This window comes from Williamsia sp. 1135 (assembly GCF_002095395.1).
GTDB lineage: Bacteria > Actinomycetota > Actinomycetes > Mycobacteriales > Mycobacteriaceae > Williamsia.
Window position 1 is genome coordinate 1 of the sequence record NZ_MJEI01000057.1, and the last position, 20697, is coordinate 20697.

Below are 20697 nucleotides of genomic sequence, written 5' to 3' on the forward strand. Positions count from 1 at the left end.
GCATCACCCCAAACGGTAACTAACCGACACCAAGGTCGGATCCACCGTTAATCGGACACTCCCAGGCGCCTCCGAGACGCGTTCGTGCAGTTGGCAGAGTTTGATGTCGACGGCCCGCTGCGCGATCTGGTCCCTGCCGCGCGCGCCGAGCAAACTCGTTGACCGACTGGTCATCTGGAGTGCCGATCGACGGCATCGACCAGAATGTCGACAGCGTCCTGCAGGATTCTGCCACCCGGCACGGTGACCGGGTCGCCATCGCCTATCGCGACGTGACCCTGTCGTACCTCGAGTTCGATGAGCGGGTGAATCAGCTTGCGCGGCATGTGGTCGAACGAGGTGTTCGCGTAGGTGACCGGGTCGCAGTCGTGGCCCGCCGCGACGAACTGTTGCCGATCATGGTGGCGGCTGTGCTTCGTGCGGGTGCGGTTTACCTACCGGTGGATCCCGACCAACCCGAAGATCGGATCGGCTATCTCCTGGCCGATTCCGCGCCGAGCGCAATACTGACCAATTGTGGCGAAGCAATTCCTTCGGGCGCGCGTGAACTTCGGGTTGTCGACCTCGCAGACCCCGTTGTTGTTGCCCTGGTGGGGAAACAATCGGCCGGGACCGTGCGCGATGGCGATCGAAGTCGGACGTTGTTTGCCGACGATGCGGCGTATCTGATCTACACCTCAGGTACCACAGGACGGCCCAAAGGCGTTGTGGTGTCGCATCGAGCGCTGCTCAACAGGCTCGTGTGGGGTCATCGGACGTACCCACTCACTGGTGGGGTCTTGCACAAGACTCCGATCGGTTTCGACGTGTCTGTGCCGGAACTGCTCTCGCCTCTGGTCGAAGGCGAGGCCCTCGCGGTGCTGCCCCCAGACGGCCATCGGGATCCGTCCCAGATCATGGGAGCACTACGGGGGACCTCCCTCGATCGTGTGAACTTCGTGCCCTCGATGGCCCAAGCCGTGGTGGACCATTGGCCCAATGCGGATCGTGATGTATCCACTCGGACGGCGATGCTCGCCGGCGAGGCGCTGCGCTGGAGTCTGGCGGAGTCGGTGGGCCGCTTGCTGTCCTCCGATGTCCTCAATATCTACGGCCCCACCGAAGCCGGCGAGGTCATGTACTACGACTGCTCTACGGATTCGGACAGCGATCGAGCCGAGTTCGTTCCGATCGGTCGTCCGGTGGCCAATTCGTCTGTTTCGGTGTTGGATTCGTGGTTGCGGCCGGTTCCGGTGGGTGTGGTCGGGGAACTCTATTTGTCGGGTGTGCAGGTGGCGTGGGGGTATCACGGTCGTTGTGGGTTGACGGCGTCGCGGTTTGTGGCGGGCGCTGGTGGGGTGCGGTGGTATCGCACGGGGGATGTGGTGCGGTGGCGTGGTGATGGTGTGCTCGAGTTTGTGGGTCGGGTGGATGATCAGGTGAAGATTCGTGGTCAGCGGGTGGAGCCGGGTGAGGTTGCGGTGGTGGTGGAGTCGCATCCTGGTGTGGGGTCGGCGGTGGTGGTTGCGGTGGAGCATGCGGTGGCGGGGACGGTGTTGGTTGCTTATCTCACGCCGGGGTCGCTGGAGGTGTCGGGCGGGAGGTGTCTGGGGAGCAGTTGCGGGTGTGGTTGGGTGCGAGGTTGCCTGCTCATATGGTGCCTACGGCGTTTGTGCGGCTTGAGGTGTTGCCGGTGACGGCGAACGGCAAACTCGACCGCAAGGCACTGCCCGCCGCAGACCTGACGACCGGCGGCACCGGCCGCGGCCGCCCACCCGAAACCCACACCGAACGCACGATCGCCGACCTCGTGGTCGCGGCACTCGGACTCGATCCCGCGACCGAGCTCGCCGCGGACGACTCCTGGTTCCGCGTCGGCGGGGACAGCATCACGGCGCTGACGTTGGTGCGGCTGGCCCACGGCGCGGGATTGAGCATCACGAACAGAGACGTGTTCGAATACCAAACCGTCGAACAGTTGGCCAGTCGCGCGGATTCGAACAATCGCGGTCGGGACGAGTCGTCGACGTTCATGACCCCGCTGATCGCGGCGGAGCTATCTGCGAACAAGGCGCCGAATACACTGCGACACAGTTACATCGTCGAGCTCCCCGGTGATGTGGACAGAGAAAGACTAGAGGCCGCGATCAACGCCGTGGTGGCCCGTCACAGCGCTTTCGGGTTGCGCCTGCACCGGGACACGACTTCAGGGGACAAACCTGTTCTGATCGACGTCGGCCTGACACCGCCAGAACCTCTCGACCACGTCGACGTCACCGACGTGCAGTCGATAGAGGACATACTGGAGCTCGAACGTCGCTACGCCGATGAGCTCGACATCACCGATGGCCCTGTGCACCGCTCGGGTCTGATCACGCGCGAGTCGGGACGGCCGCTTCTCGTGTGGACGATCCATCAGTTCGTGGTTGACCGACCGTCTCGAGCCATCCTGCTCGACGAACTCGGGGACACCTACGCGCGAGTGATCGACGGGGACGCGCCCGCGAGTTCAGACGACACGGTCTTGTCCTGGATGCAGAACCTGTCCGGAGACGCGAGCAGCTCCGAAGTTGCCGAAGACAGTTCGGATCGAGGATGTGCGCACGATGCCTACGACACCGTGCTCTGTGTTCCAACGGATCTGGGGACGACAATTGATGCGCTGTGCGGTCGCGCCGGCATCGACATCGGCGTGGCGCTCGGCGGTGCCGCGGCGACAGCCCTGCATCGGGCTCGCGAGGGTGGCGGGAACCCGGTCTCGCCGGACGTGTTGTTGGACGTCGAACGGGACGGTCGCAGAGCACAATCCGAGAATCAGCGCGCGGTGGGTGCGGTCGGTCAGTTCACCGAATTGCATCCCACGCTGATCGCGGTGCCCACCGATGCCGACAGCCGTGGGCTGGACATCGTTGCAGCGGCCTACGCAGGTTGGAACGCGCATCAGCCGGAGAGCGTCCACGCCGACGCGGCGTTCAGCTTCTCGGGCGTCACACGGGAAGACAGTGCAACGTGGCCTGGTCTCCACGGCCTACCTGATGTGGTGGGTGCCGGTGATCATGCCGGCCGGTTGCGGCACCGGATCACGATGCGCGGCTCCGGTACGGCAGGAACAGACGGTGTCGCAATCGGTTTCACGATCACCGCGGCGCCGTCGGTCGACAGCCGTGAGATCGAGGCGTTGTGGTCGCGGTTCCTCGACAGTCTCCGCCGGATCGCCGACGATCTCGTAGCGCTGCCGGATGCGGCCGCCGCGGTGTCAGGCGTTGTTCCCGAATCACGCGCGATCGCCCCGCTGCCCACCCATCACCGCCTTCGCGGCCTCTAGGGTTCGGCGGCCGACTTCTCCTACAGCGCGGTCGCCTCGCTGGAGCGTCTGCCGGAACAGGATGTCCTCACCGGGGCGGTCTACGACCTGATGGTCTCGGTCGATGTTGCCCGTCTTCGGCTGACGGCCAAGAACCGCAGATTGTGGATCTGGGATGTACCGCTACCGCAGATCGGCGCCGCGGAGGCGGCTGCCCGGATCCGAGATCAGCTTCCGTCGTCCCGTCCCGAGGTCGATGTCGCCGCCGGGCGAGGGCTTGTGGCCACCGCCGGACACCTCGACGGTCGGCCGCACGTGATGGTGACCGCACACGCGGCGATCGCCGATCGCGCAACAGTTGCGGTGTGGGCCGGTCGTCTGCGGGACCACCTGAACAGCTCCCCGCAGCAGGCGCACAATTCACTCGCCGACGTCACCGAGGTGTTCGCGACGAAGGCCAACGATGCCGATCATGCCGCCACGCTGCCGAACTGGGCCGCCGTCCACGCGCTGGCTGCAGCGGCGACAGTACCCACTGGCGCACTGGATCACCGCACACAGTGCACCGACCTCGGCTGCAGACGACGTGGTCGCCGGCTTTGCGGCGGCGAGCGCACGGTATTTCGGTGACATCCGATTCGATGTCGATCGTGATCTGCGGGCGGGTGGCGGACTCGTGGGTGCGCACGGCCCACTCACTGCTGCGGTCCCGCATGCAGTCGCGGCAGACACCGCTCCGGCCGCCACGGATGCGCTTGACTGGGCCGTCCTGCGGTATCTGAGTCCGGATGGTCGCAAGGCGCTGGCGCGTACCGCCGAAGCGAATCTCCTAATGACCAGATTGCACGCGCCCATGGTCGACCCGCGGGCCAAGGAGGGCTTCGAAGGTCGCTATGACCTGGTGTTCCGGTACTGGACGGATGATCGTACGACTCATCTCGAGTACGTCGGTCCCACCGGACTGCCCGACTCATTCTTGACTGAGTGGGCCGACTGTATCCACCGAAGTGGTCCACAAGATAGCCTAAGCTAAGGTCCCGGTATTGGGTCGTGCGTCCACGTCGGCGTGGCAGTGAACATCGAGGAGAGGGGCCATGGTGGCCGGGAACGTACGGGAGGCGTCGGTTTTTCCGATTTGCCTACGAGAGTTCGAAGTCGTGCGCGTGTGGGACGTGACGCCAGGGATGCGGCGGGTTGTCGTGGGAGGCCCCGCCATGCGCGAGCACGTGCGCGACGGGATAGCGCTTCCCGCTGTGAAGACGACCGGTTTCGACGACGACATCAAGGTCATGCCCACGGATCCGGTGACCGGCGGCTTCCCGTTCGAGGTTCCACGCAACACCGCCGGCGGCGTGGTGGATTGGACTCCCGGCAGCTTCGACTATCTGCGGCCGTATACCGTCCGCCAGTTCGACGCCGATGCCGGTGAGATGACCATCGACTTCGCACTGCACGAGACGGGGCTCGCCTCGACCTGGGCGCGGCGAGTGCAGCCGGGCGACGGTGTGCTGATCGCCGGTCCGAAGCACTCGGCAGGTTTGCCCATTGCCGCCGACTGGATGCTGATCGGCGGAGACGAAACGGCGCTCCCGGCAATCGGGCACTGCCTGGAGAAATTGCCCCCGTCTCTGCCCGCGACCGTGGTGATCGAGGTGGCCGAACCATCGCATCGCCAGGAATTGACCAGCGCGGCGCCGGTCGACATCACCTGGCTCTACCGCAGCGACGTGGGCGGGCGGTCCCGGCTGGTCGAGACGATCCAATCAGCGCAGTGGCGCGCGGGACAACCGTTCCTGTGGGTCGGCGGCGAGACGCTGACCATCAAACCGTTGCGCCGGTGGGCGAAGCAAGAGAAACAGATCCCGAAAGAGTTCACCCAGATCATCGGCTACTGGCGCCGGCGCGAGGTGGCCACAGTGGAGGGTCATCCGGAACTCGTCGATGTCGCAGCCGAGGGTCCGGGAGCATTTGATCGCATCCACGAGTATTCGGAAGTGCTGCCGCCGTTCGCATTACGCACTGCTGTGACATTGGGTGTATTCGCTGAGATCGACGCGGGAGCGACTACGGTCGAGGCGATCGCGGCTGCCTGCGGTGCCCAGCCGGGTCCCTTGCGTAAGCTACTGCGCCATCTCGCGGTGATGGGTTTGGTGAATCGCGTCGGCGACGGCTTCGCGCTCACCGAGGATGGCAGTCTGCTCTCCGATCCGGACGGCTGGCTCACAGAGATGCTTCATCTCGATGGGTTTGCGTCGCAGGTGAGCCTCTCATTCGTCGGCCTGCTGGACGTGATCCGCACAGGCGTTCCCGCGGGTGTCGGTGGACAGCCGGTTGCCGAGTGGCTGGAAGATCCGGTTCGGCTCGGGCAACTCCACGACGCCCAGGCCGGTGAGGCCTCCTACCTGGCACCTGCGCTCAAGGATGCGATCTCGTTCGACGGCGTGCAGACCGTCGCCATCGTCGGAGAGGGCGGTGGCGCGTATGCGGACGCGCTCCTGCGTGAGTTCGAGTCGCTGAACGTCAGTGTGGTGGGAATGCCCACCCTCACCGCCCGGATGCTCGGTGATGTGGCGCGCCAACGACAATCGCTGGTCAAGCGCATCGATCGCAGCCACACCGCGCCGCTCGGCGAACGGGTGGATCTGCTGCTCGTGTCGAACATCGTCGACACACTGCCCGACGAGGACACCGCGGTTGCGCTCGCGGCCTATGCGGAGTCGGCTGATCGGATCGTGATCGCGACGACGCTGCTGGACCCGGACACCACCGACGACCACCACACCGAAGACGACCTGAGTCGACTGTGCGTCTTCGGGTCGGGGCGGCGCACAGAGGCCGAGCTGCGCGAGATGATCTCCTCGATCGGAGCCGAGGTCGTGCATGTGGGACCGCTCGGGTGGGGTGCCCACGTCGTCGAATACCGGGCCCGGACCTAGTGGTCGGGTTGCCGACCCGCCTGCGCCCGCCGTACTTCGCGGCGGGGGAGCATCCGTCCGCAGTCAAAGCCATCGAGGTCGACGAGCACACCACGCCTCGGAAGATGGTGATGCGCACCATCTTCGCCAAGCCACGTCTGACACTGCCCGCCGCGGCATTGATGATCGGGCATCAGGTGGGCGAGGCGATGGTCCCCGTGGTGATGGGCGTGGCGATCGATCGGGCGGTCGCGACCGGTGACACGGGCTCGCTGCTGGTCTGGCTGCTCGTGCTGGCGGTCGTCTTCGCTGCGCTGTCACTGAGCTTCCGTTTCGGGTTGCGCATCGGCTTTCTCGGCATGAACACCATTCAGCACCACCTGCGCACGATGGTCACCGATCGGATCCTCGATCCGCGAGGCATCGGTGGCGCGTCACGTTCGCCGGGCATGCTCCTGTCGATCGCCACCGCCGACGTCACCCGCCTGGCCGGGACGGTCTGGCTCGGTGTCCTGCCGATCGGTGAGGTCGCGGCGATATTCTTCTGCGGCTTCGTCCTGCTGTGGGTGTCGTGGCCACTCGGACTGGCGGTTCTCATCGGCGCCCCGGTCATGTTGTGGCTCATAGACAAAGCGGGTGGGCCCTTGCGTCGGCGCAGCGGACACGAGCAGCAACTCGCGGGTGAGGCCGCCGGGTCGGCTACCGATCTGATGACCGGCTTCCGCGTCGTCAAGGGGATCGATGCGGGGCAGGAAGCGGCCCATCGCTATCAGGGCGCCAGCGGTCGTGCCCTGGTTGCGGTGATCAAAGCGCGCCGCACCGAAGGTGCGTTTGTCGGTGCGATGCAACTGACCTCGGCCATCCTGGTGATCGCGGTCGGTATCGCGGCCGGACTGATGGCTGTCGCGGGGTCGCTCACCATTGGTCAACTGATCTCCGTCGTCGGCGTGACCCAGTTCGTCATCCAACCACTCGGGGCCATGGGCAAGAACTTCGGCGCCGTGTGGGCGGCCGGATTGGCCTCTGCCGAAAGAGTTCTCACAGTGCTGCAGGCCCCGTCGGTCAACCCCGGTGGGCAACGTACGGTCAGTGGCGACGTTCAGACCTTGCCTCCGCTGCTGCGGATCGACGATCTCTCGGTAGGCCCGATCACCCATCTGTCGTTCACGCTGCCACCCGAAGCAGTCACCGTCCTGAAGGTCGATGGCGCGACCGCGGCCACGCTGGCGGCGGTGCTGTCCCGGGCCAAGAAGCCCGACTCGGGCACCGCGACCGTGGATGGCGTCGATGTGTTCACCCTCGATCAGCCCTCGATGACCCGCCTGGTTCGAGTGGCCCCGCAAGGAGCCGACCTGTTCGAGGGCTCCCTCCTCGACAACGTGGTCGCCGCCGACACCACCTCCGCCGACGGCGCGCGCATCGACCAGGCACTGCTGGCGGCGGCGTGCGACGAGGTCATCGACGGCCTGCCCGAGGGCCGGGACACGCTCGTCGGTGAGGCCGGCAGGCTGCTCTCCGGCGGCCAGCGACAACGAGTCGCGCTGGCTCGTGCGCTCGCCTCGGATTCAGAAATCTTGGTGTTGGTCGATCCCAACAACGCCGTCGATTCCGTCACCGAATCAGTCATCGCAGGACGGATGTCCGTCGCGCGCGCAGGACGGGCAACGCTCGTGATCTCTTCGTCCCCTGCCTTTCTCGCGGCCGCCGACCACATCATCGACATCGAAGTTCCGGTCCCCTCATGACAGATGCGATCCCGGTCACCACCATGCCCATCGCCGGCGCCCGTCGGGTGCTGGCGGTCATCGGCCAGCACCTGTCCGGCCGCACGCTCATGCTGATATCGGTGATCGGGGCGCTTGTCGCCGCCGCCGCCCTGAGCCTGGTCACGCCGTGGGGCCTGGGACGCATGGTCGATGTGGCAACAGGAGATGTCTCTGGTGGAAGCGGCACGGTGTGGGCGATTGGTGGCGTCATGTTCGGCGCGGCCGTGGGCCTGGCGATCTTCACCGGCCTCGGACTCGCCCTCGTCGGGCAGCTCATGGAAAAGGTCCTTGCACGTATTCGTGAGCGGATGATCACCGCCGGTCTGACGATGCCGCTCGGCCGGGTGGAGGCGGCCGGGACCGGTGACCTGGTGTCGCGGGCGACCGACGACGTCAGCCAGGTGAGCATCGCGATCGGCCGTGCTGTTCCGGCTCTGTCGACCTCGGTGTTCGCCGCGATCCTGACGGTGGCCGGCCTCGGCGTACTGGACTGGCGCTTTCTCGGTGTGGTCGCGGTGACGGTTCCCGTGTACATCGTGGGTGTGCGCATGTACCTGGCGTCGGCCCCGGAGATATACGCGGCCGAACGTGCGGCGACCGCCGACCGAGCCCACCAATTGCTCGGTGCCATCCGGGGTCTCGAGACGGTCTATGCATTCGGATTGACCAGGCAGATGAGCCTCAAGATCGCCAGTCACTCATGGGCCGTGGTCCGGTGGTCGATGCGGGCCGTGATCGTGCAGAACAGGCTCTTCGGCCGGCTCAACTTTGCCGAATTTCCTGGGGATGGCAACGATTCTGATCGTCGGGGTGTGGCTCGTCGACGCCGGGTCGCTCAGTGTCGGTGCCACCACCACGGCAATGCTGCTCTACCTGCAGCTGTTCGGGCCGATCAGGGCGTTGATGTTCGTCGTCGACGACCTGCAGTCGGCCACCGCGTCGATGGGCCGCATCGTCGGCGTCATCGACGAGGCCGAGACGTGTGGCATCGATGCCGAAAGACCTGTCGGTGCGCAGGTGTTGACGCCGGAGAAGGGCGGGCCGATCGCAGTACGTGCGGAGAGGGTCGCGTTCGGCTACCGCGCCGATCGGCCGGTCCTGCAGGAGGTGTCGCTGCGTGTCGGGCGCGGAGCACGTCGCAGTCGTGGGTAGTTCAGGGGCGGGAAAAACGACGCTGGCATCGCTGATAGCCGGTGTGCATCAACCGGATTCCGGAGTGCTGGAGGTGGGCTCGGAGAGAGTCGCGCTGGTGACTCAGGAGGTACATGTTTTTTCGGGCACGCTGGCCGATGATCTACGGATGGCCGCCCCGGAAGCCGGTGACGACGCACTGTACGCGGCGCTCGACGCCGTTCACGCCGACGAGTGGGTGCGGATGTTGCCTGACGGTCTGCAGACCGCGGTTGGTGCCGAGGGCCGCGAACTGACTCCGATGCAGGCGCAGCAGTTGGCCTTGGCGAGGCTGGTCCTCATGGACCCCGACCTGGTGATACTCGACGAGGCGACTGCAGAAGCCGGCAGTACCGGGGCCGACGCGCTCGAACGCGGCGCCGAAAGCGCGTTGCGTGGACGTTCGGCAATTGTGGTGGCACATCGACTTTCGCAAGCAGCACGCGCGGACCGGGTGGTGGTCCTCGATCACGGCCGCATCGTGGAAGAAGGCACACACGAGGAATTGGTCCGACGTGGCGGGCGCTACGCGGAACTGTGGGAGGCCTGGGCCCGGTACCGGTAGTACCTGCACGTGACGGTCATCGGGCCCGTGGCCATTGGCCCATCTGAGTGTTAGGTTTGTCTTGCCTTACCCGCGAGGTGAGACTGCGGGCGCAACAATCTCGACTCAGACGAGCGCATGGGGAAGCTAGAACGAGAAGGGGCCTGGCCAATGGGCGCAGCGCAGCTGAACGCTATTTTGAATGACACCGTCGATCGTCACTACTGTCGGCCGGCGGTCATGTGCGGTCATCACGAGACAGATTTCGAACGCTTCGACGAGTCCGTGCAATGGTTGAGCGACGATCTGGCTGCCCGGGGTGTGCAGTCTCGCCAACGCGTGGGTATCTGTCTCGACGGCGGCTGGGAGTTCTTGCTGGCTTTTCACGCTCTTGTACGCCTGGACACCGTCGTCGTACCCATCGATCCGTTCGATGAAGCGTCGGCCGTCGCCGCCGGCGACCTCGATCTGCACTTCATCGTCTCGCACCGCGGCGAGGACTGCCTGCTGGAGGAGACGGTGGAGGCCATGTGCGGCAACGAGGCATGCCCGATGTTCGATGTCTCGGACGAGTTCACCCTGGTAGCGGTCTCGGAGCAGTCTCCGCTGCGCATCGAAGCCGGCCTGCTTCTCGATGACGTCGTCGGCTATCGGTTCTGGCCGGCGGCTGAGGTCGCCGATCGCATCGACGGACTTCGTGAAGATCTGGACCTGGACACCGGTGCCTGCGCGGCCATCTGTGGGCCGTTCAGCTGCCCGTCTGTGGTGTTTCTCGTGTTGGCTTGTGCCGCATCGGGTTCGTGCGTGCAGGTGGTGCCGTCGTTCGGAGACTCCGGAACTGCCTGGGACGAGATGGCAGCAGGCGAGGCGTCGGTGGTGTTCGCTCCACCCCTGCTCATGCACGACTTCGTGCGGGTCGCGGATTCGGCTGCTTGGGGTTCGAGTCGCCCTCGCATGGTGCTTCCCGACGGGGAGGTGCTGCCCGAGGTGATCCTGCGACGACGAGGCCTGAGGCGCCAGCCACACACCGACCGGCCGGTGTACGAGTTCGGCTGGACGAACGGATATGTGCGCCGATCTGCTCAGCTACGACCTGTCAGCTGAATGCGGCAGTCACCAGAGCCTCCAGCTCCGATTCTTTCCGATGACGCAACGTCCCGATGACGGTTGCCGCATCCGAGTCCCGTGGCAAGAACAGTGAGCTGACCAGCACCTCGAGGAGTTCGCCGCGACCGAGTGGCCCGACCGGCGTCATGCCGAGCCGCGCAAAGATCGCTTCGGTGGGATCGGATGACGAATCCGGCTGCTGACGCTTGACGTCGAAACTGTCGGGTGTGAACTCCAGGAAGATCGGATCTCCCTGTGTCAGATCCAGATCGGTCGTGAAGCGTTTGATCGTTCCCACTCGAGCCTGCACCGACACCCACATCAGGGACTGCGGCCCGAGACGCGACTGCAGCTTCACGGGATTGCCCGGGCCGACACCCACGAGTCCTGCGAGTGCCGAGGGGATGTTGAACGCCGACCCTTTCAGGTGTGCGGCACCGACGGTGGTCGCCCAGCGGATGGTGTCGCCGTCGCGGTACAGCGACCGTGTCTTCGCGGGAGATTTGCGGTGGACGTAGCGCTCGCTGCGGCGGCTGACCACGTCGTCGCGCATGACGAACTCGCCCGCGCCTGCGTAGGCGCGGATGCTCGATTCGGTCACGTCGTATCTCGCGCTGATCTGCGCGACCAGGTCGGCGATCTCGATCTTGCCACCCGCGTCATCGAGGATCCGCCCGATCTGGCGATGGACCGGGAGGTACTTCTCGCCGCCCCACCGCCGCAGCCCGTAGGTGGTGCGGTCGGTCTTGACGATTCGGTCGTCGGTGACCAGCGCGTTGCGCACACTCGATCGTGACCGCGGTTCGCCGGCCAACCCGGTCAGGATCTGGTCGAAGGTCCGGGGCTTGCCTGCGATCGAGAGAACGCCGCAGACCAGGTCACCCGTCGAGGTGGGGCCGTTGACCACATGGTCGTCCAGCACCGTGTAGCCGCTATTCGTCAGCCACCGCACGGCCTCGGAATCGGAGAGGTTCAAGCCTGTGGCGACCGCCCGGATGGGTACCAATCTCTCGTCGCCGGTGTGCGAATCGAGGATTTCACCGACCAGGTCCGCGATCTGTGAGGGCGGCCGGCTCATGATCCACCCTTTGACGCCGGCGAGGTCATTGGACCCGGCGATGAGCAACTGGCCGACCGAAACCCCCAGTGCCGGAATCTCGGTGGCGAACAGCGGGAGTGCTTCGGCGACCTGCGCGGCGTCGGCCAGCGGGTCGGCGAGCGCCACCGTTTCGGCGAGCAACCGACGCAGGTCGACGGAAGCGCCGACGGTCTCGGACAACTGCAGGCGCAGGGTGCGGTCGATCTGGTTGACCCGTTCGCGCGAGAGTCCCATCTGTTTGGCCAGATCGGACTGGGTGCGTGGCTTGGCGGCGAAGATCCGCTCGTGCAAAATGATTCGGTCCCGGTCATCGACCGACTCGATGAACGCCGTGAGGGAGGGGTCGGTGAGAACCCTTCCGCCGCTGCGGTCGTCAGCACCCTGCGGGGTCCGGGTCGCCTGGGCGACCAACGCTGCGACAACGTCGACAACTGTGGCCCTGCCGACCTGCGGCAACCCCAGCAGGTGGTTCGCGGATGCGGTGAGGATGTCGCCGACGGTGAAGATCTTGTTGTCCTGCAACGCCTTTTCGCTGTGTCTACCCAGCGCGAGAGCGGCCAGCGGAATCGCTGCCCCGACGGTCGGGAAGTCGTCGGCCAGGGTGGCGTCAGCACGATCCTGGAGGTGGCGAAGTGCGACCAATTCGCAGAATCGGCTGAAGTTCTCGGTGTTCAACGCATCCGCAGGGCTGCCGTCGAGCCAGGCATTGGGGATCAACTCGTTGCTGGCCAAGATCGAAGGGCCCGCTCGGTATTCGTCGAGCCATGGCAGCAGCATGGTCCACGCGGTCTTCGACATCGGCGCTGCCGTCTTCGAATCAGACATGCACCGAGCCTTTCGTGAACGTCAACGGCGAAAAGATTAGCCTATCTGCAAAGCAGGGTGATTGCCCGAGGTTCATCGTCCCAGGGCGGAGAGGATCGTCCGGAGTTTGGCCGATGTCTCGGCGAGTTCGAGCTGTGGGTCCGAGTCGGAGACGATGCCACCGCCCGCCGACGCCCGGATCGTCAGGCCGTCCGCGGACAGTTCTGCGCAGCGGATGCCGACCATCCACTCGCCGTCACCTGCGCCGGCGCACCAACCGACAGCGCCCGCGTAGAACCCGCGGTCACCTTCGTTGGCCAGGATGAACTCTCGCGCGTCGGCGGTGGGTGTGCCGCAGACGGCCGGGGTGGGGTGCAGGGCGACGGCGAGGTCGAGCGCCGTGGTCGCCGGATCGCGAACGGTCCCGACGATGCGGGTGCCCAGATGCCACATGTCCGGGGTCTGGGTCAGGGTGGGTGTCGCCGGCACATCGAGGTCGATGCACAGCGGCGCGAGCGCCGTCGCCATCGCGTCGACGACAAACGCGTGTTCACGCTGGTCTTTGGCCGACGCCGCCAGCATCTCACCGTTCGCCCGGTCCTCCGCGGCGTCTGCCGCTCGCGGCGCGGACCCGGCGAGCGGGTGGCCGATGACTGTCGAACCAGACTTGCGCACAAGCAGTTCCGGGCTGGACCCGATCAGGTGTGCGCCGGTGTACGGCGGGCCCGCGGGCGAGAGATCGACGAGTAGTCCGTTGCTGCCCGGGTCGGCCGCAACCAGACGCGTGAGCAGATCGACGGGGTCGATGAACTCCCTCGCGCGCAGGATCACGGTGCGGGCCAGGACCACTTTGGCGAGCGAGGCATGCGGGTCGGAGAGCACCCGGATCGCCGCGGCGACCCGGCGTACGTGCTCCGCTGGTTCCGGGTCGAAGCCGGCGATCGTCACTGCGGGCAGCGTCGGGGCATCCGGTTGCCACCGAACATCTCGCCGCGCGAAACGGGCGGGGGCGGTGAGAGCGGCGGGACCGTTGGGATCGAACGGGAGAGCGCCGACGATGTGTTCGTGCGACCGGTTGTACAGCGCCGCTCTGGCGGCGTCGACGGTGTCGAACCGGACGTCGGCACCGAACGCCGACACGTGGTCGGTGGGACGTGACAGTACGAAGTTCGGTACTTCGACTCCGATGTCGGAAGAGGACCCGGGGATAGCCGTCTCCCTTCAGCGCGGACGCCCGCTTGCCTGTCGAGGTTAGCAACGCGGGCACGCGCAAGCCGCGATGGTCGGTTTGACTAAGGTGAGCTATACCTACGAAGGATGGGGCGAGGATGCGGGACTACATTCGCCGGGTTCGGCCGTGAGTGTCAGCGCCGCCCGCCGGACACGGGTGAGCCTGGTCAAAGGTAGCGGCGCCGCCGCTGCCCAGCCGAGCTCACAGGGTCTGGCCGCCACCAACGCCCGACGCGCACTCGGCTGGCTTGTCGGCGTCGCGATACTGGCCCTGGTCTGCCTGCTCAGCATCGCCATCGGAGCCAAGGACATCCCGTTCGGGACGGTCTGGGATGCACTGTGGTCCTACGACAACTCGGGCGACCACATCATCATCCGCGACCTGCGTATCCCGCGGACTGTGCTGGGCCTTCTCGTCGGCGTGGCGTTGGGCATCGGTGGCGCGCTGATCCAAGCGATGACCCGCAACCCGTTGGCCGACCCCGGCATCCTCGGTGTCAATGCAGGTGCCGCATTCGCCGTCGCACTGGCCGTGGGAGTTCTCGGTTACACGGGTATCTGGGCATACATCTGGTTCGCATTCGCCGGCGCGGTGGTCGTCACGGTGGTCGTCTACGCGCTCGGTTCGGTGGGTCGAGGCGGCGCCACTCCCATTCGGCTGACGCTGGCCGGGGTGGCCATCGGTGCCGTGCTCACCGGTGTGACCACCGGACTGATCCTGCTCGATCCGCAGGCCTTCGATCAGATGCGCTTCTGGAACGCGGGGTCGATAGCCGGCCGCGGACTGGATGTGTCGGGTGCGGTAGCGCCCTTCATCGTCGTCGGTCTGGTGCTCGCGTTTGCCATCGCCCGCCCACTCAACGCGGTGGCCATGGGGGATGACCTCGCGCGGTCACTCGGCGCCAACGTGACCCGCACCAGGGTGATCGGCGTGATCGCCGTGACCCTGCTGTGTGGTGCGGCGACCGCAGCGGCCGGACCGATCGCATTCGTGGGTCTGATGGTCCCGCACGTCGCGCGATGGATCGTCGGGCCCGATCAGCGCTGGATCCTCGCCTACACGCTCGTGTTCGCGCCCATCCTGTTGTTGCTCTCCGACGTGATCGGACGGGTCATCATCCGACCGGGTGAGATGCAGGTCGGCATCGTCACGGCCTTCGTTGGCGCGCCGGTCCTGATCTTCCTGGTCCGCCGGGGCAAGGCGAGTGGTCTGTGAGTATCGACATCCCCGAGAAGGAGAAGCTCACGTCGCGCTCGGGCGTCGACTTCGGTCGTCGGATCGCCGTTCTGCGAAGTCCCGGAGGCACCCCGTCGGGACGAATCGACGTACGTGCGGTCGCGGTCGTCGCCATTCTTGTCGCTCTTGCGTTCGTGGTCGCGGTCCTCGCGCTGGGCACCGGCGACTATCCCGTCTCCCCTGACCGGGTCCTGCAGGCGATCTTCGGCCAGGGCTCCCGGATCGAAGAACTCGTCGTCATGGAGTGGCGGATGCCGCGGGTCCTGTTGGCCCTGGTGCTGGGGGCCGCGCTGGGCATCAGTGGCGCGATCTTCCAGTCGATCACGCGTAACCCGCTGGGTAGCCCGGACATCATCGGGTTCAACACCGGGGCCTACACGGGTGCACTGGTGGTGATTCTGGTCATCGGTGGCGGCGGGTACTACGGGACCGCGGTCGGCGCACTCGTCGGGGGCATTGTCACCGCGCTACTGGTGTACCTGCTGGCCTTCAAGCGGGGCGTTCAGGGCTTTCGGTTGATCATCGTCGGTATCGCGGTCAGTGCTGTGCTGGCGTCGGTGAACACCTGGCTGATTCTCAAGGCCGACCTCGAGGACGCGATGTCGGCCGCGGTGTGGGGAGCGGGTTCTCTCAACGGCCTCGGCTGGGCCCAAGCCCGCCCGGTGCTGATCATCCTGGTCGCTCTGGTGCCGCTGCTGATCCTGGCGTCCTACCGGATGCCGATGCTGTACCTGGGGGACGATGCCGCGAAGGCACTCGGAATCCGGGCAGAGCCGACCCGGCTGGCCCTGATCATCGTCGGCGTCTCGCTCACGGCCGTCGCCACCGCGGCGGCGGGACCCATTGCCTTCGTGTCTCTGGCCGCGCCGCAACTGGCCCGCAGGCTGACCCGGACCCCGGGTGTGGCGTTCGCGCCGTCGGCCGCGATGGGCGCGCTACTCCTCGTCGCCAGCGATTTCATAGCCCAGCGGGCCTTTCAGCCGACGCAGCTGCCCGTCGGCGTCGTCACGGTGTCGATCGGCGGTCTGTATCTCGTCTGGCTGCTCGCCAGAGAGGCGCGCAGACAGTGAGCCCGGCGAGCACCACGGACCATCCGCACTCCCTCCCAGACAAGGCTTGATACATGGACATGAACAAGGTCGCCGACAATCCGGTGGACGCGGCGTCACAGGTCGCTGCGCGCGGCTCACGGTTGCAGGCCAAAGACGTGACCATCGGATACGACAAACGGGTCATCAGTGAATCGCTCAGTGTCGACATCCCCGACGGCGCGTTCACCGTCATCGTCGGACCGAACGCGTGTGGCAAATCGACCCTGCTCCGTGCGCTGTCGCGCCTGCTGGCGCCGAGTTCCGGGTCCGTGTTGCTCGACGGCAAGGCGATCAGCTCGTACCCGGCGAAAGAGGTTGCTCGTCGGCTCGGTTTGCTGCCGCAGTCGTCGATCGCCCCCGATGGCATCAGGGTCGCCGATCTTGTTGCGCGCGGCCGCTATCCACACCAGAAACTGATCAGGCAGTGGTCAAAGGACGACGAGGCAGCGGTGGTCGAGGCGATGGTCTCGACGGGCGTGACCGAGCTGTCCGGCCGATTGGTCGACGAATTGTCCGGCGGCCAGCGCCAACGGGTCTGGGTGGCCATGGTGTTGGCGCAGCAGACCCCGCTGATGCTGCTCGACGAGCCGACCACGTTCCTCGACATCGCCTACCAGATCGACCTGCTCGAGCTGTGCTCCGAACTTAACAAGACCAAGGGCCGCACGCTCGTCGCCGTACTCCACGACCTCAACCACGCCTGCCGGTACGCCGACCACATCATCGCCATGAAAGACGGCGCGATCGTCGCCGAGGGTAGGCCCGCCGACATCATCACCGCCGACCTCGTCCACGACGTGTTCGGTCTGCCCTGCCGGATCATCGACGATCCGGAATCGCACACACCACTGGTCATCCCGCTGGTGCGGCACTAGATAGGAGCAAACATGAAGTCGCAGAGCCGAACCTTCTCGACCGTCGCGCGTCTGGCGGTACTGGCCACCGCGCTACTGCTACCCGTCGCGTGTTCGAGCGACGACGGCGAGTCATCGTCGGGCGGCGACGCAGCGGCACCGTGACCGGGGCGTTCGGTGACGCGATCGTCGAGCAGACGCCCGAGCGGGTGGTGGCCCTGTCGACGACGGATGCCGACTTCCTGTTGTCCGTCGGCGTCACTCCCGTAGCGATCCCCAAGGCCACAGCCACCGATCCGACAACCGGTGGGACGGGCATCTACCCGTGGGAAGAGGGCCGGTACCCGGCCGACACCCCGACGCTCGCCACCCCGACGAAGGACATCAGTCTCGAGTCGGTGGCTGCTCTCGATCCCGATCTGATCGTCGCGACCGGTTTCTACGGGCTCGATCAGCAGACCTACGATTCGCTGAGTTCGATTGCGCCCGTCGTGCACTTCGACAGCAAACCGAATGCCGACGCCTGGCAGGACAGCGTGCGCAAGGTCGGGCAGGTGCTCGATCGTACGGCCGAGGCGGAGAAGAGTATCGAGACCGCGGATGCCGTCATCGCGTCCGCGCGTACCGACAATCCGGCACTCGCAGGCAAGACGTACAACGCGATCATCTCGCCCTCGGCCGAGGGGATGTTCGTGCTGTGCTCGCAAGATGACAACATGGCCCGGGTGATGAAGGATCTGGGACTCGAGTTGAGTGCGTACGCGCAGACCGTGGACTGCGACAACGGCAAGGGAAAAGTTGCCTGGGAGAACGTGTCCGCGCTCGATGCGGATCTGCTCTGGGTGGTCCCTGACAACGCCGAGCAGGTCCAGGTCCTCGATTCCCAGGCGCTGTGGAACCAGCTGCCTGCGGTCGAGCGCGGCGCAGTCGCGACGGTCCCCAAGACCGATGGCGTCCCGTTCGCGCTGGCCTTCCCGTCGCCGATCAGCCTCGAATGGGGCGTTGGCCAGTTGGTGCCTCAACTGGCCGCAGCTGCGGGCAAGTAGATGGCCGAGCAGGACGGCCCAGACCCGCACGCGATCACCACACTCGCCGATCTCGAAGGCGTCCTCGGCGCCGCTCATCCGAAGGTGCTGAGCAAACACACCACGTTCCTGACGCCGTTGATCGTCGAATTCATCTCGCACGCCAGGTTCTTCGTACTTGCGACCGCGGACGCCGACGGCAATTGCGATTCGTCACCGCGCGGCGACCTCGACTCCGCGGTGCTCGTCCGAGATGCCCGCACCCTCGTGCTGCCCGATCGCCTGGGAAACAAGCGGGTCGATTCGTATCGGAACATCCTCGCCAATCCGCATGTGGGCGTGCTGTTCCTGGTCCCGGGAATCGACGAGGTCGTGCGGGTGAACGGTCGCGCGAGCCTGCGCACAGATCCGGATCTGTGCAGCGCCATGGCGATCAAGGGCAAGCCGGCGACGCTGGCGGTGGTCGTCGACATCGATGAGGTCTACGTCCATTGCGCCAGGGCGGTGCTGCGATCAGATCTGTGGAACCCCGAACGGTTCGCCGATCCCGATGAAGTCCCCACGGTCCGCGACATGATCTCTGAGCAACATGCGCTCCCGGTCGATCCGGATCAGCCGCGCAGGCAAGAGGAGTACCGCGCGAACCTGTACTAGTGCGGCCTACTGGACGCGCTCGGCGACCAGTGGGGGCACGGTGTCGAGTGCGTACTGGACCGACAGCACCGAGTTGGTGGAATAGGCACGCGAGATCGTCGTGTCGTCGAACACGAGGTAGCGTCCGGCCGCCACCGCCGGGATCGCCTTGAAGAGGGGTTCTGCTTCGACCTCGGCAGCGGTGCGCCCGATGGGAAACACGACCAGCATGTCGGCGTCGAGCAGCTGCAGGTTCTCCTCGGCGACGGGGATCGAGAAGCCCTCGGCGTCGGCGGGATCGATTGCGGGGTTGGCGACGAACCCGAGTTTGCGCATGAAGGCCACCCGCTTGGTGTCGGGTGCGTAGGCGCCCCATCCGTTCCCGGATCGCGCCGCCACGGTCACCGTCTTGCCTTTGAAATCGGGGTGCTGGGCCGCGACCTCTGCGAAGCGGGTGTCCAGCTGAGCAACGAGTTCGTTGCCCTTCTCCGGAACGCCGAGTGCCTGCGAGACCAGCGTCACCTGCTGCTCCAGCGTTGTCTTGTAATTGTCGGCTCCCGCGGGCAGCGCGACGGTCGGCGCGATCTCCTTCAGGGTGTCGTATCGCTTCTGATCGCCGGAACTCTTGGTGTCGAGGATGAGGTCGGGTTCGAGGGCCAGGATCTGCTCGAACGAGGGCTCCCGGGTGGCGATGATCTCCGGGGCGGTGTCGTACAGGCCGGCTGCCCAGGGGCCGACCCCGTCGCCGCCGAAGTCGAGCCAGTCGCTGGCTCCGACGGGCTGTACCCCGAGTGCCAGTGCCGTTTCCGCGTCGCCCCATCCGAGCGCGACGACTCGAGTCGGTGGCTCCTCGATGGTCACCGGTCCGAACTTGGTGTCGACGGTGACCGGATACGAGCCGGATGCGGCGCCGGACGGCGACGTCTCGTCGCTGTTCGAGTCGCTGGAGCACCCGGCGACGACGAGGAGTCCGAGGGCGATGAGACAGAGGGTTACGCGACGGAACATGTATGAAGGTTAGCCTTCCCAACAATCTCTGCCATCGGTGGGTGATACCCCGGAATGAGGATGGCCTGGCCCAGATTGGAACCACCATCGGTACGTGCGACACCGGGCACTTGAACCGAACAAGCGCTCGGCCATATGGTGCGATGGTGGAAATCAATGGAGCAAGTGCAATCGTTACGGGTGGGGCATCGGGAATCGGTGCCGCGGTGGCGCGTCAACTCGCCGCTCTGGGTGCCAAGGTCGTCATCGCCGACCTGCAGGCTGACAAGGGCGAGGCGCTCGCCAAGGAGATCGGCGGGGCATTCGTCAGCGTCGATGTGACCAAGACCGAGCAGATCGAGGCGGCCGTCAACAAGGCGCTCGAACTCGGACCGGTTCGGGCACTGGTGAACTCGGCAGGTATCGGGTCAGCGCAGCGAACCATCGGACGCGACGGCGAGTTCTCGTCGGCGCACGACATCGAGGCCTTCAAGAAGGTCATCAACATCAACCTGATCGGCAGCTTCGACGCGACCCGGCTGGCCGCGACCGCGATGAGCCGTGGCGAAGCCACCGAGACCGGTGAGAAGGGTGCCATCGTCTCGATGGCCAGTGTCGCCGCCTTCGACGGACAGATCGGACAGGCCGCCTACTCGGCGTCCAAGGGCGGCATCGTCAGCCTGACCCTGACCGTCGCTCGCGATCTCGCAGCCGCAGGGATCCGGAACAACACCGTGGCCCCCGGCCTGATCGAGACCCCGATCTACGGCACCGGCCCCGAATCCGAGGCTTTCAAGGCCAAGCTGGGCGAGAGCGTGCTCTACCCGCGCCGTCTCGGTACCCCCGATGAGCTGGCCTCGATGGTCGTCGAGTTGATCACGAACTCGTACATGAACGGTGAAGTCGTACGCGTCGACGGCGGTGTGCGCCTCCCACCGAAGTAGTCCCTCTT

At 65.9% G+C, this 20697-nt stretch carries 18 protein-coding genes; 15 read left to right on the forward strand and 3 right to left on the reverse strand.

Annotation, left to right across the window (positions count from 1 at the left end; translation table 11 throughout):
* The first annotated feature begins 158 nt into the window (after window positions 1–158).
* The 8 genes from BFL43_RS02790 to BFL43_RS02825 all read left to right on the forward strand — a co-directional run bounded on the left by BFL43_RS02790 (window position 159) and on the right by BFL43_RS02825 (window position 10782).
* Window positions 159–1676 (forward strand): amino acid adenylation domain-containing protein, encoded by a 1518-nt coding sequence (locus tag BFL43_RS02790; RefSeq protein WP_084890604.1) that lies wholly within the window; start codon window positions 159–161, stop codon window positions 1674–1676.
* On the forward strand, window positions 1673–3304 hold the full coding sequence (locus BFL43_RS02795; RefSeq protein ID WP_168176512.1) for a condensation domain-containing protein: 1632 nt from the start codon (window positions 1673–1675) through the stop codon (window positions 3302–3304). The genes BFL43_RS02790 and BFL43_RS02795 overlap by 4 nt, the downstream gene beginning before the upstream one ends.
* Before the next feature lie 90 nt (window positions 3305–3394).
* Window positions 3395–3913, forward strand: coding sequence for a hypothetical protein (locus BFL43_RS02800; protein ID WP_084890570.1), 519 nt, complete (start codon window positions 3395–3397; stop codon window positions 3911–3913).
* A gap of 464 nt (window positions 3914–4377) precedes the next feature.
* Window positions 4378–6219 carry a siderophore-interacting protein gene (locus BFL43_RS02810; RefSeq protein ID WP_240498021.1) on the forward strand — a complete coding sequence of 614 codons (1842 nt, stop codon included), beginning with the start codon at window positions 4378–4380 and terminating at the stop codon, window positions 6217–6219.
* Window positions 6220–6227: 8 nt separating this feature from the next.
* Window positions 6228–7943: an ABC transporter ATP-binding protein gene (locus BFL43_RS02815; RefSeq protein WP_143695048.1), complete on the forward strand. Its 1716-nt coding sequence runs from the start codon at window positions 6228–6230 to the stop codon at window positions 7941–7943.
* A complete protein-coding gene (locus tag BFL43_RS28375; RefSeq protein ID WP_240498022.1) occupies window positions 7940–9151 on the forward strand; it encodes an ABC transporter ATP-binding protein in 1212 nt (403 codons plus the stop codon). The genes BFL43_RS02815 and BFL43_RS28375 overlap by 4 nt, the downstream gene beginning before the upstream one ends.
* Window positions 9109–9699: an ABC transporter ATP-binding protein gene (locus BFL43_RS29300; protein ID WP_240498023.1), complete on the forward strand. Its 591-nt coding sequence runs from the start codon at window positions 9109–9111 to the stop codon at window positions 9697–9699. Before BFL43_RS28375 ends, BFL43_RS29300 begins: the two co-directional genes overlap by 43 nt.
* A 150-nt stretch (window positions 9700–9849) precedes the next feature.
* A complete protein-coding gene (locus BFL43_RS02825; RefSeq protein ID WP_168176513.1) occupies window positions 9850–10782 on the forward strand; it encodes an AMP-binding protein in 933 nt (310 codons plus the stop codon).
* Here the strand turns inward: BFL43_RS02825 and BFL43_RS02830 are convergent.
* Together BFL43_RS02830 and BFL43_RS02835 are read right to left on the reverse strand one after the other, a co-directional pair.
* Window positions 10775–12709, reverse strand: coding sequence for a sigma factor-like helix-turn-helix DNA-binding protein (locus tag BFL43_RS02830; RefSeq protein ID WP_084890576.1), 1935 nt, complete (start codon window positions 12707–12709; stop codon window positions 10775–10777). The genes BFL43_RS02825 and BFL43_RS02830 overlap by 8 nt on opposite strands.
* Window positions 12710–12781: 72 nt before the next feature.
* The gene (locus BFL43_RS02835; protein ID WP_240498024.1) at window positions 12782–13828 is read right to left on the reverse strand and encodes an isochorismate synthase; all 1047 of its coding nucleotides are present in this window, start codon (window positions 13826–13828) and stop codon (window positions 12782–12784) included.
* Window positions 13829–13967: 139 nt separating this feature from the next.
* Here BFL43_RS02835 and BFL43_RS02840 point away from each other — a divergent pair, with 139 nt between their 5' ends.
* Genes BFL43_RS02840 through BFL43_RS02860 form a run of 6 tightly spaced genes read left to right on the forward strand, consistent with a single transcriptional unit; the run spans window position 13968 to window position 18779 of the window.
* Window positions 13968–15134, forward strand: a complete 1167-nt coding sequence (locus BFL43_RS02840) for an iron chelate uptake ABC transporter family permease subunit (RefSeq protein ID WP_084890580.1) — start codon at window positions 13968–13970, stop codon at window positions 15132–15134.
* Window positions 15131–16225 carry an iron chelate uptake ABC transporter family permease subunit gene (locus tag BFL43_RS02845; protein ID WP_084890582.1) on the forward strand — a complete coding sequence of 365 codons (1095 nt, stop codon included), beginning with the start codon at window positions 15131–15133 and terminating at the stop codon, window positions 16223–16225. The genes BFL43_RS02840 and BFL43_RS02845 overlap by 4 nt, the downstream gene beginning before the upstream one ends.
* Window positions 16226–16284: 59 nt before the next feature.
* Window positions 16285–17121 carry an ABC transporter ATP-binding protein gene (locus BFL43_RS02850; RefSeq protein WP_143695051.1) on the forward strand — a complete coding sequence of 279 codons (837 nt, stop codon included), beginning with the start codon at window positions 16285–16287 and terminating at the stop codon, window positions 17119–17121.
* Window positions 17122–17133: 12 nt separating this feature from the next.
* A complete protein-coding gene (locus BFL43_RS29720) occupies window positions 17134–17265 on the forward strand; it encodes a hypothetical protein (protein WP_276206084.1) in 132 nt (43 codons plus the stop codon).
* Window positions 17262–18146, forward strand: coding sequence for an iron-siderophore ABC transporter substrate-binding protein (locus BFL43_RS02855; RefSeq protein ID WP_168176514.1), 885 nt, complete (start codon window positions 17262–17264; stop codon window positions 18144–18146). Before BFL43_RS29720 ends, BFL43_RS02855 begins: the two co-directional genes overlap by 4 nt.
* Complete coding sequence (locus tag BFL43_RS02860) at window positions 18147–18779, forward strand: MSMEG_1061 family FMN-dependent PPOX-type flavoprotein (protein WP_084890586.1); 633 nt, start codon at window positions 18147–18149, stop codon at window positions 18777–18779.
* Between the two features lie 6 nt (window positions 18780–18785).
* Here BFL43_RS02860 and BFL43_RS02865 read toward each other — a convergent pair whose 3' ends face one another.
* Window positions 18786–19766: an iron-siderophore ABC transporter substrate-binding protein gene (locus BFL43_RS02865; protein WP_084890588.1), complete on the reverse strand. Its 981-nt coding sequence runs from the start codon at window positions 19764–19766 to the stop codon at window positions 18786–18788.
* 146 nt (window positions 19767–19912) lie between these two features.
* Here BFL43_RS02865 and BFL43_RS02870 point away from each other — a divergent pair, with 146 nt between their 5' ends.
* A complete protein-coding gene (locus BFL43_RS02870; RefSeq protein ID WP_084839604.1) occupies window positions 19913–20689 on the forward strand; it encodes an SDR family oxidoreductase in 777 nt (258 codons plus the stop codon).
* The last annotated feature ends 8 nt before the right edge of the window (window positions 20690–20697 follow it).

Coding starts and splice junctions, on each gene's coding strand:
- BFL43_RS02800 (WP_084890570.1), top strand. CDS start 3,395: ATGGTCTCGGTCGATGTTGCCCGTCTTCGGCTGACGGCCAAGAACCGC.
- BFL43_RS02810 (WP_240498021.1), top strand. CDS start 4,378: ATGGTGGCCGGGAACGTACGGGAGGCGTCGGTTTTTCCGATTTGCCTA.
- BFL43_RS28375 (WP_240498022.1), top strand. CDS start 7,940: ATGACAGATGCGATCCCGGTCACCACCATGCCCATCGCCGGCGCCCGT.
- BFL43_RS02825 (WP_168176513.1), top strand. CDS start 9,850: ATGGGCGCAGCGCAGCTGAACGCTATTTTGAATGACACCGTCGATCGT.
- BFL43_RS02830 (WP_084890576.1), bottom strand. CDS start 12,709: ATGTCTGATTCGAAGACGGCAGCGCCGATGTCGAAGACCGCGTGGACC.
- BFL43_RS02840 (WP_084890580.1), top strand. CDS start 13,968: ATGGTCGGTTTGACTAAGGTGAGCTATACCTACGAAGGATGGGGCGAG.
- BFL43_RS02850 (WP_143695051.1), top strand. CDS start 16,285: ATGAACAAGGTCGCCGACAATCCGGTGGACGCGGCGTCACAGGTCGCT.
- BFL43_RS29720 (WP_276206084.1), top strand. CDS start 17,134: ATGAAGTCGCAGAGCCGAACCTTCTCGACCGTCGCGCGTCTGGCGGTA.
- BFL43_RS02860 (WP_084890586.1), top strand. CDS start 18,147: ATGGCCGAGCAGGACGGCCCAGACCCGCACGCGATCACCACACTCGCC.
- BFL43_RS02865 (WP_084890588.1), bottom strand. CDS start 19,766: ATGTTCCGTCGCGTAACCCTCTGTCTCATCGCCCTCGGACTCCTCGTC.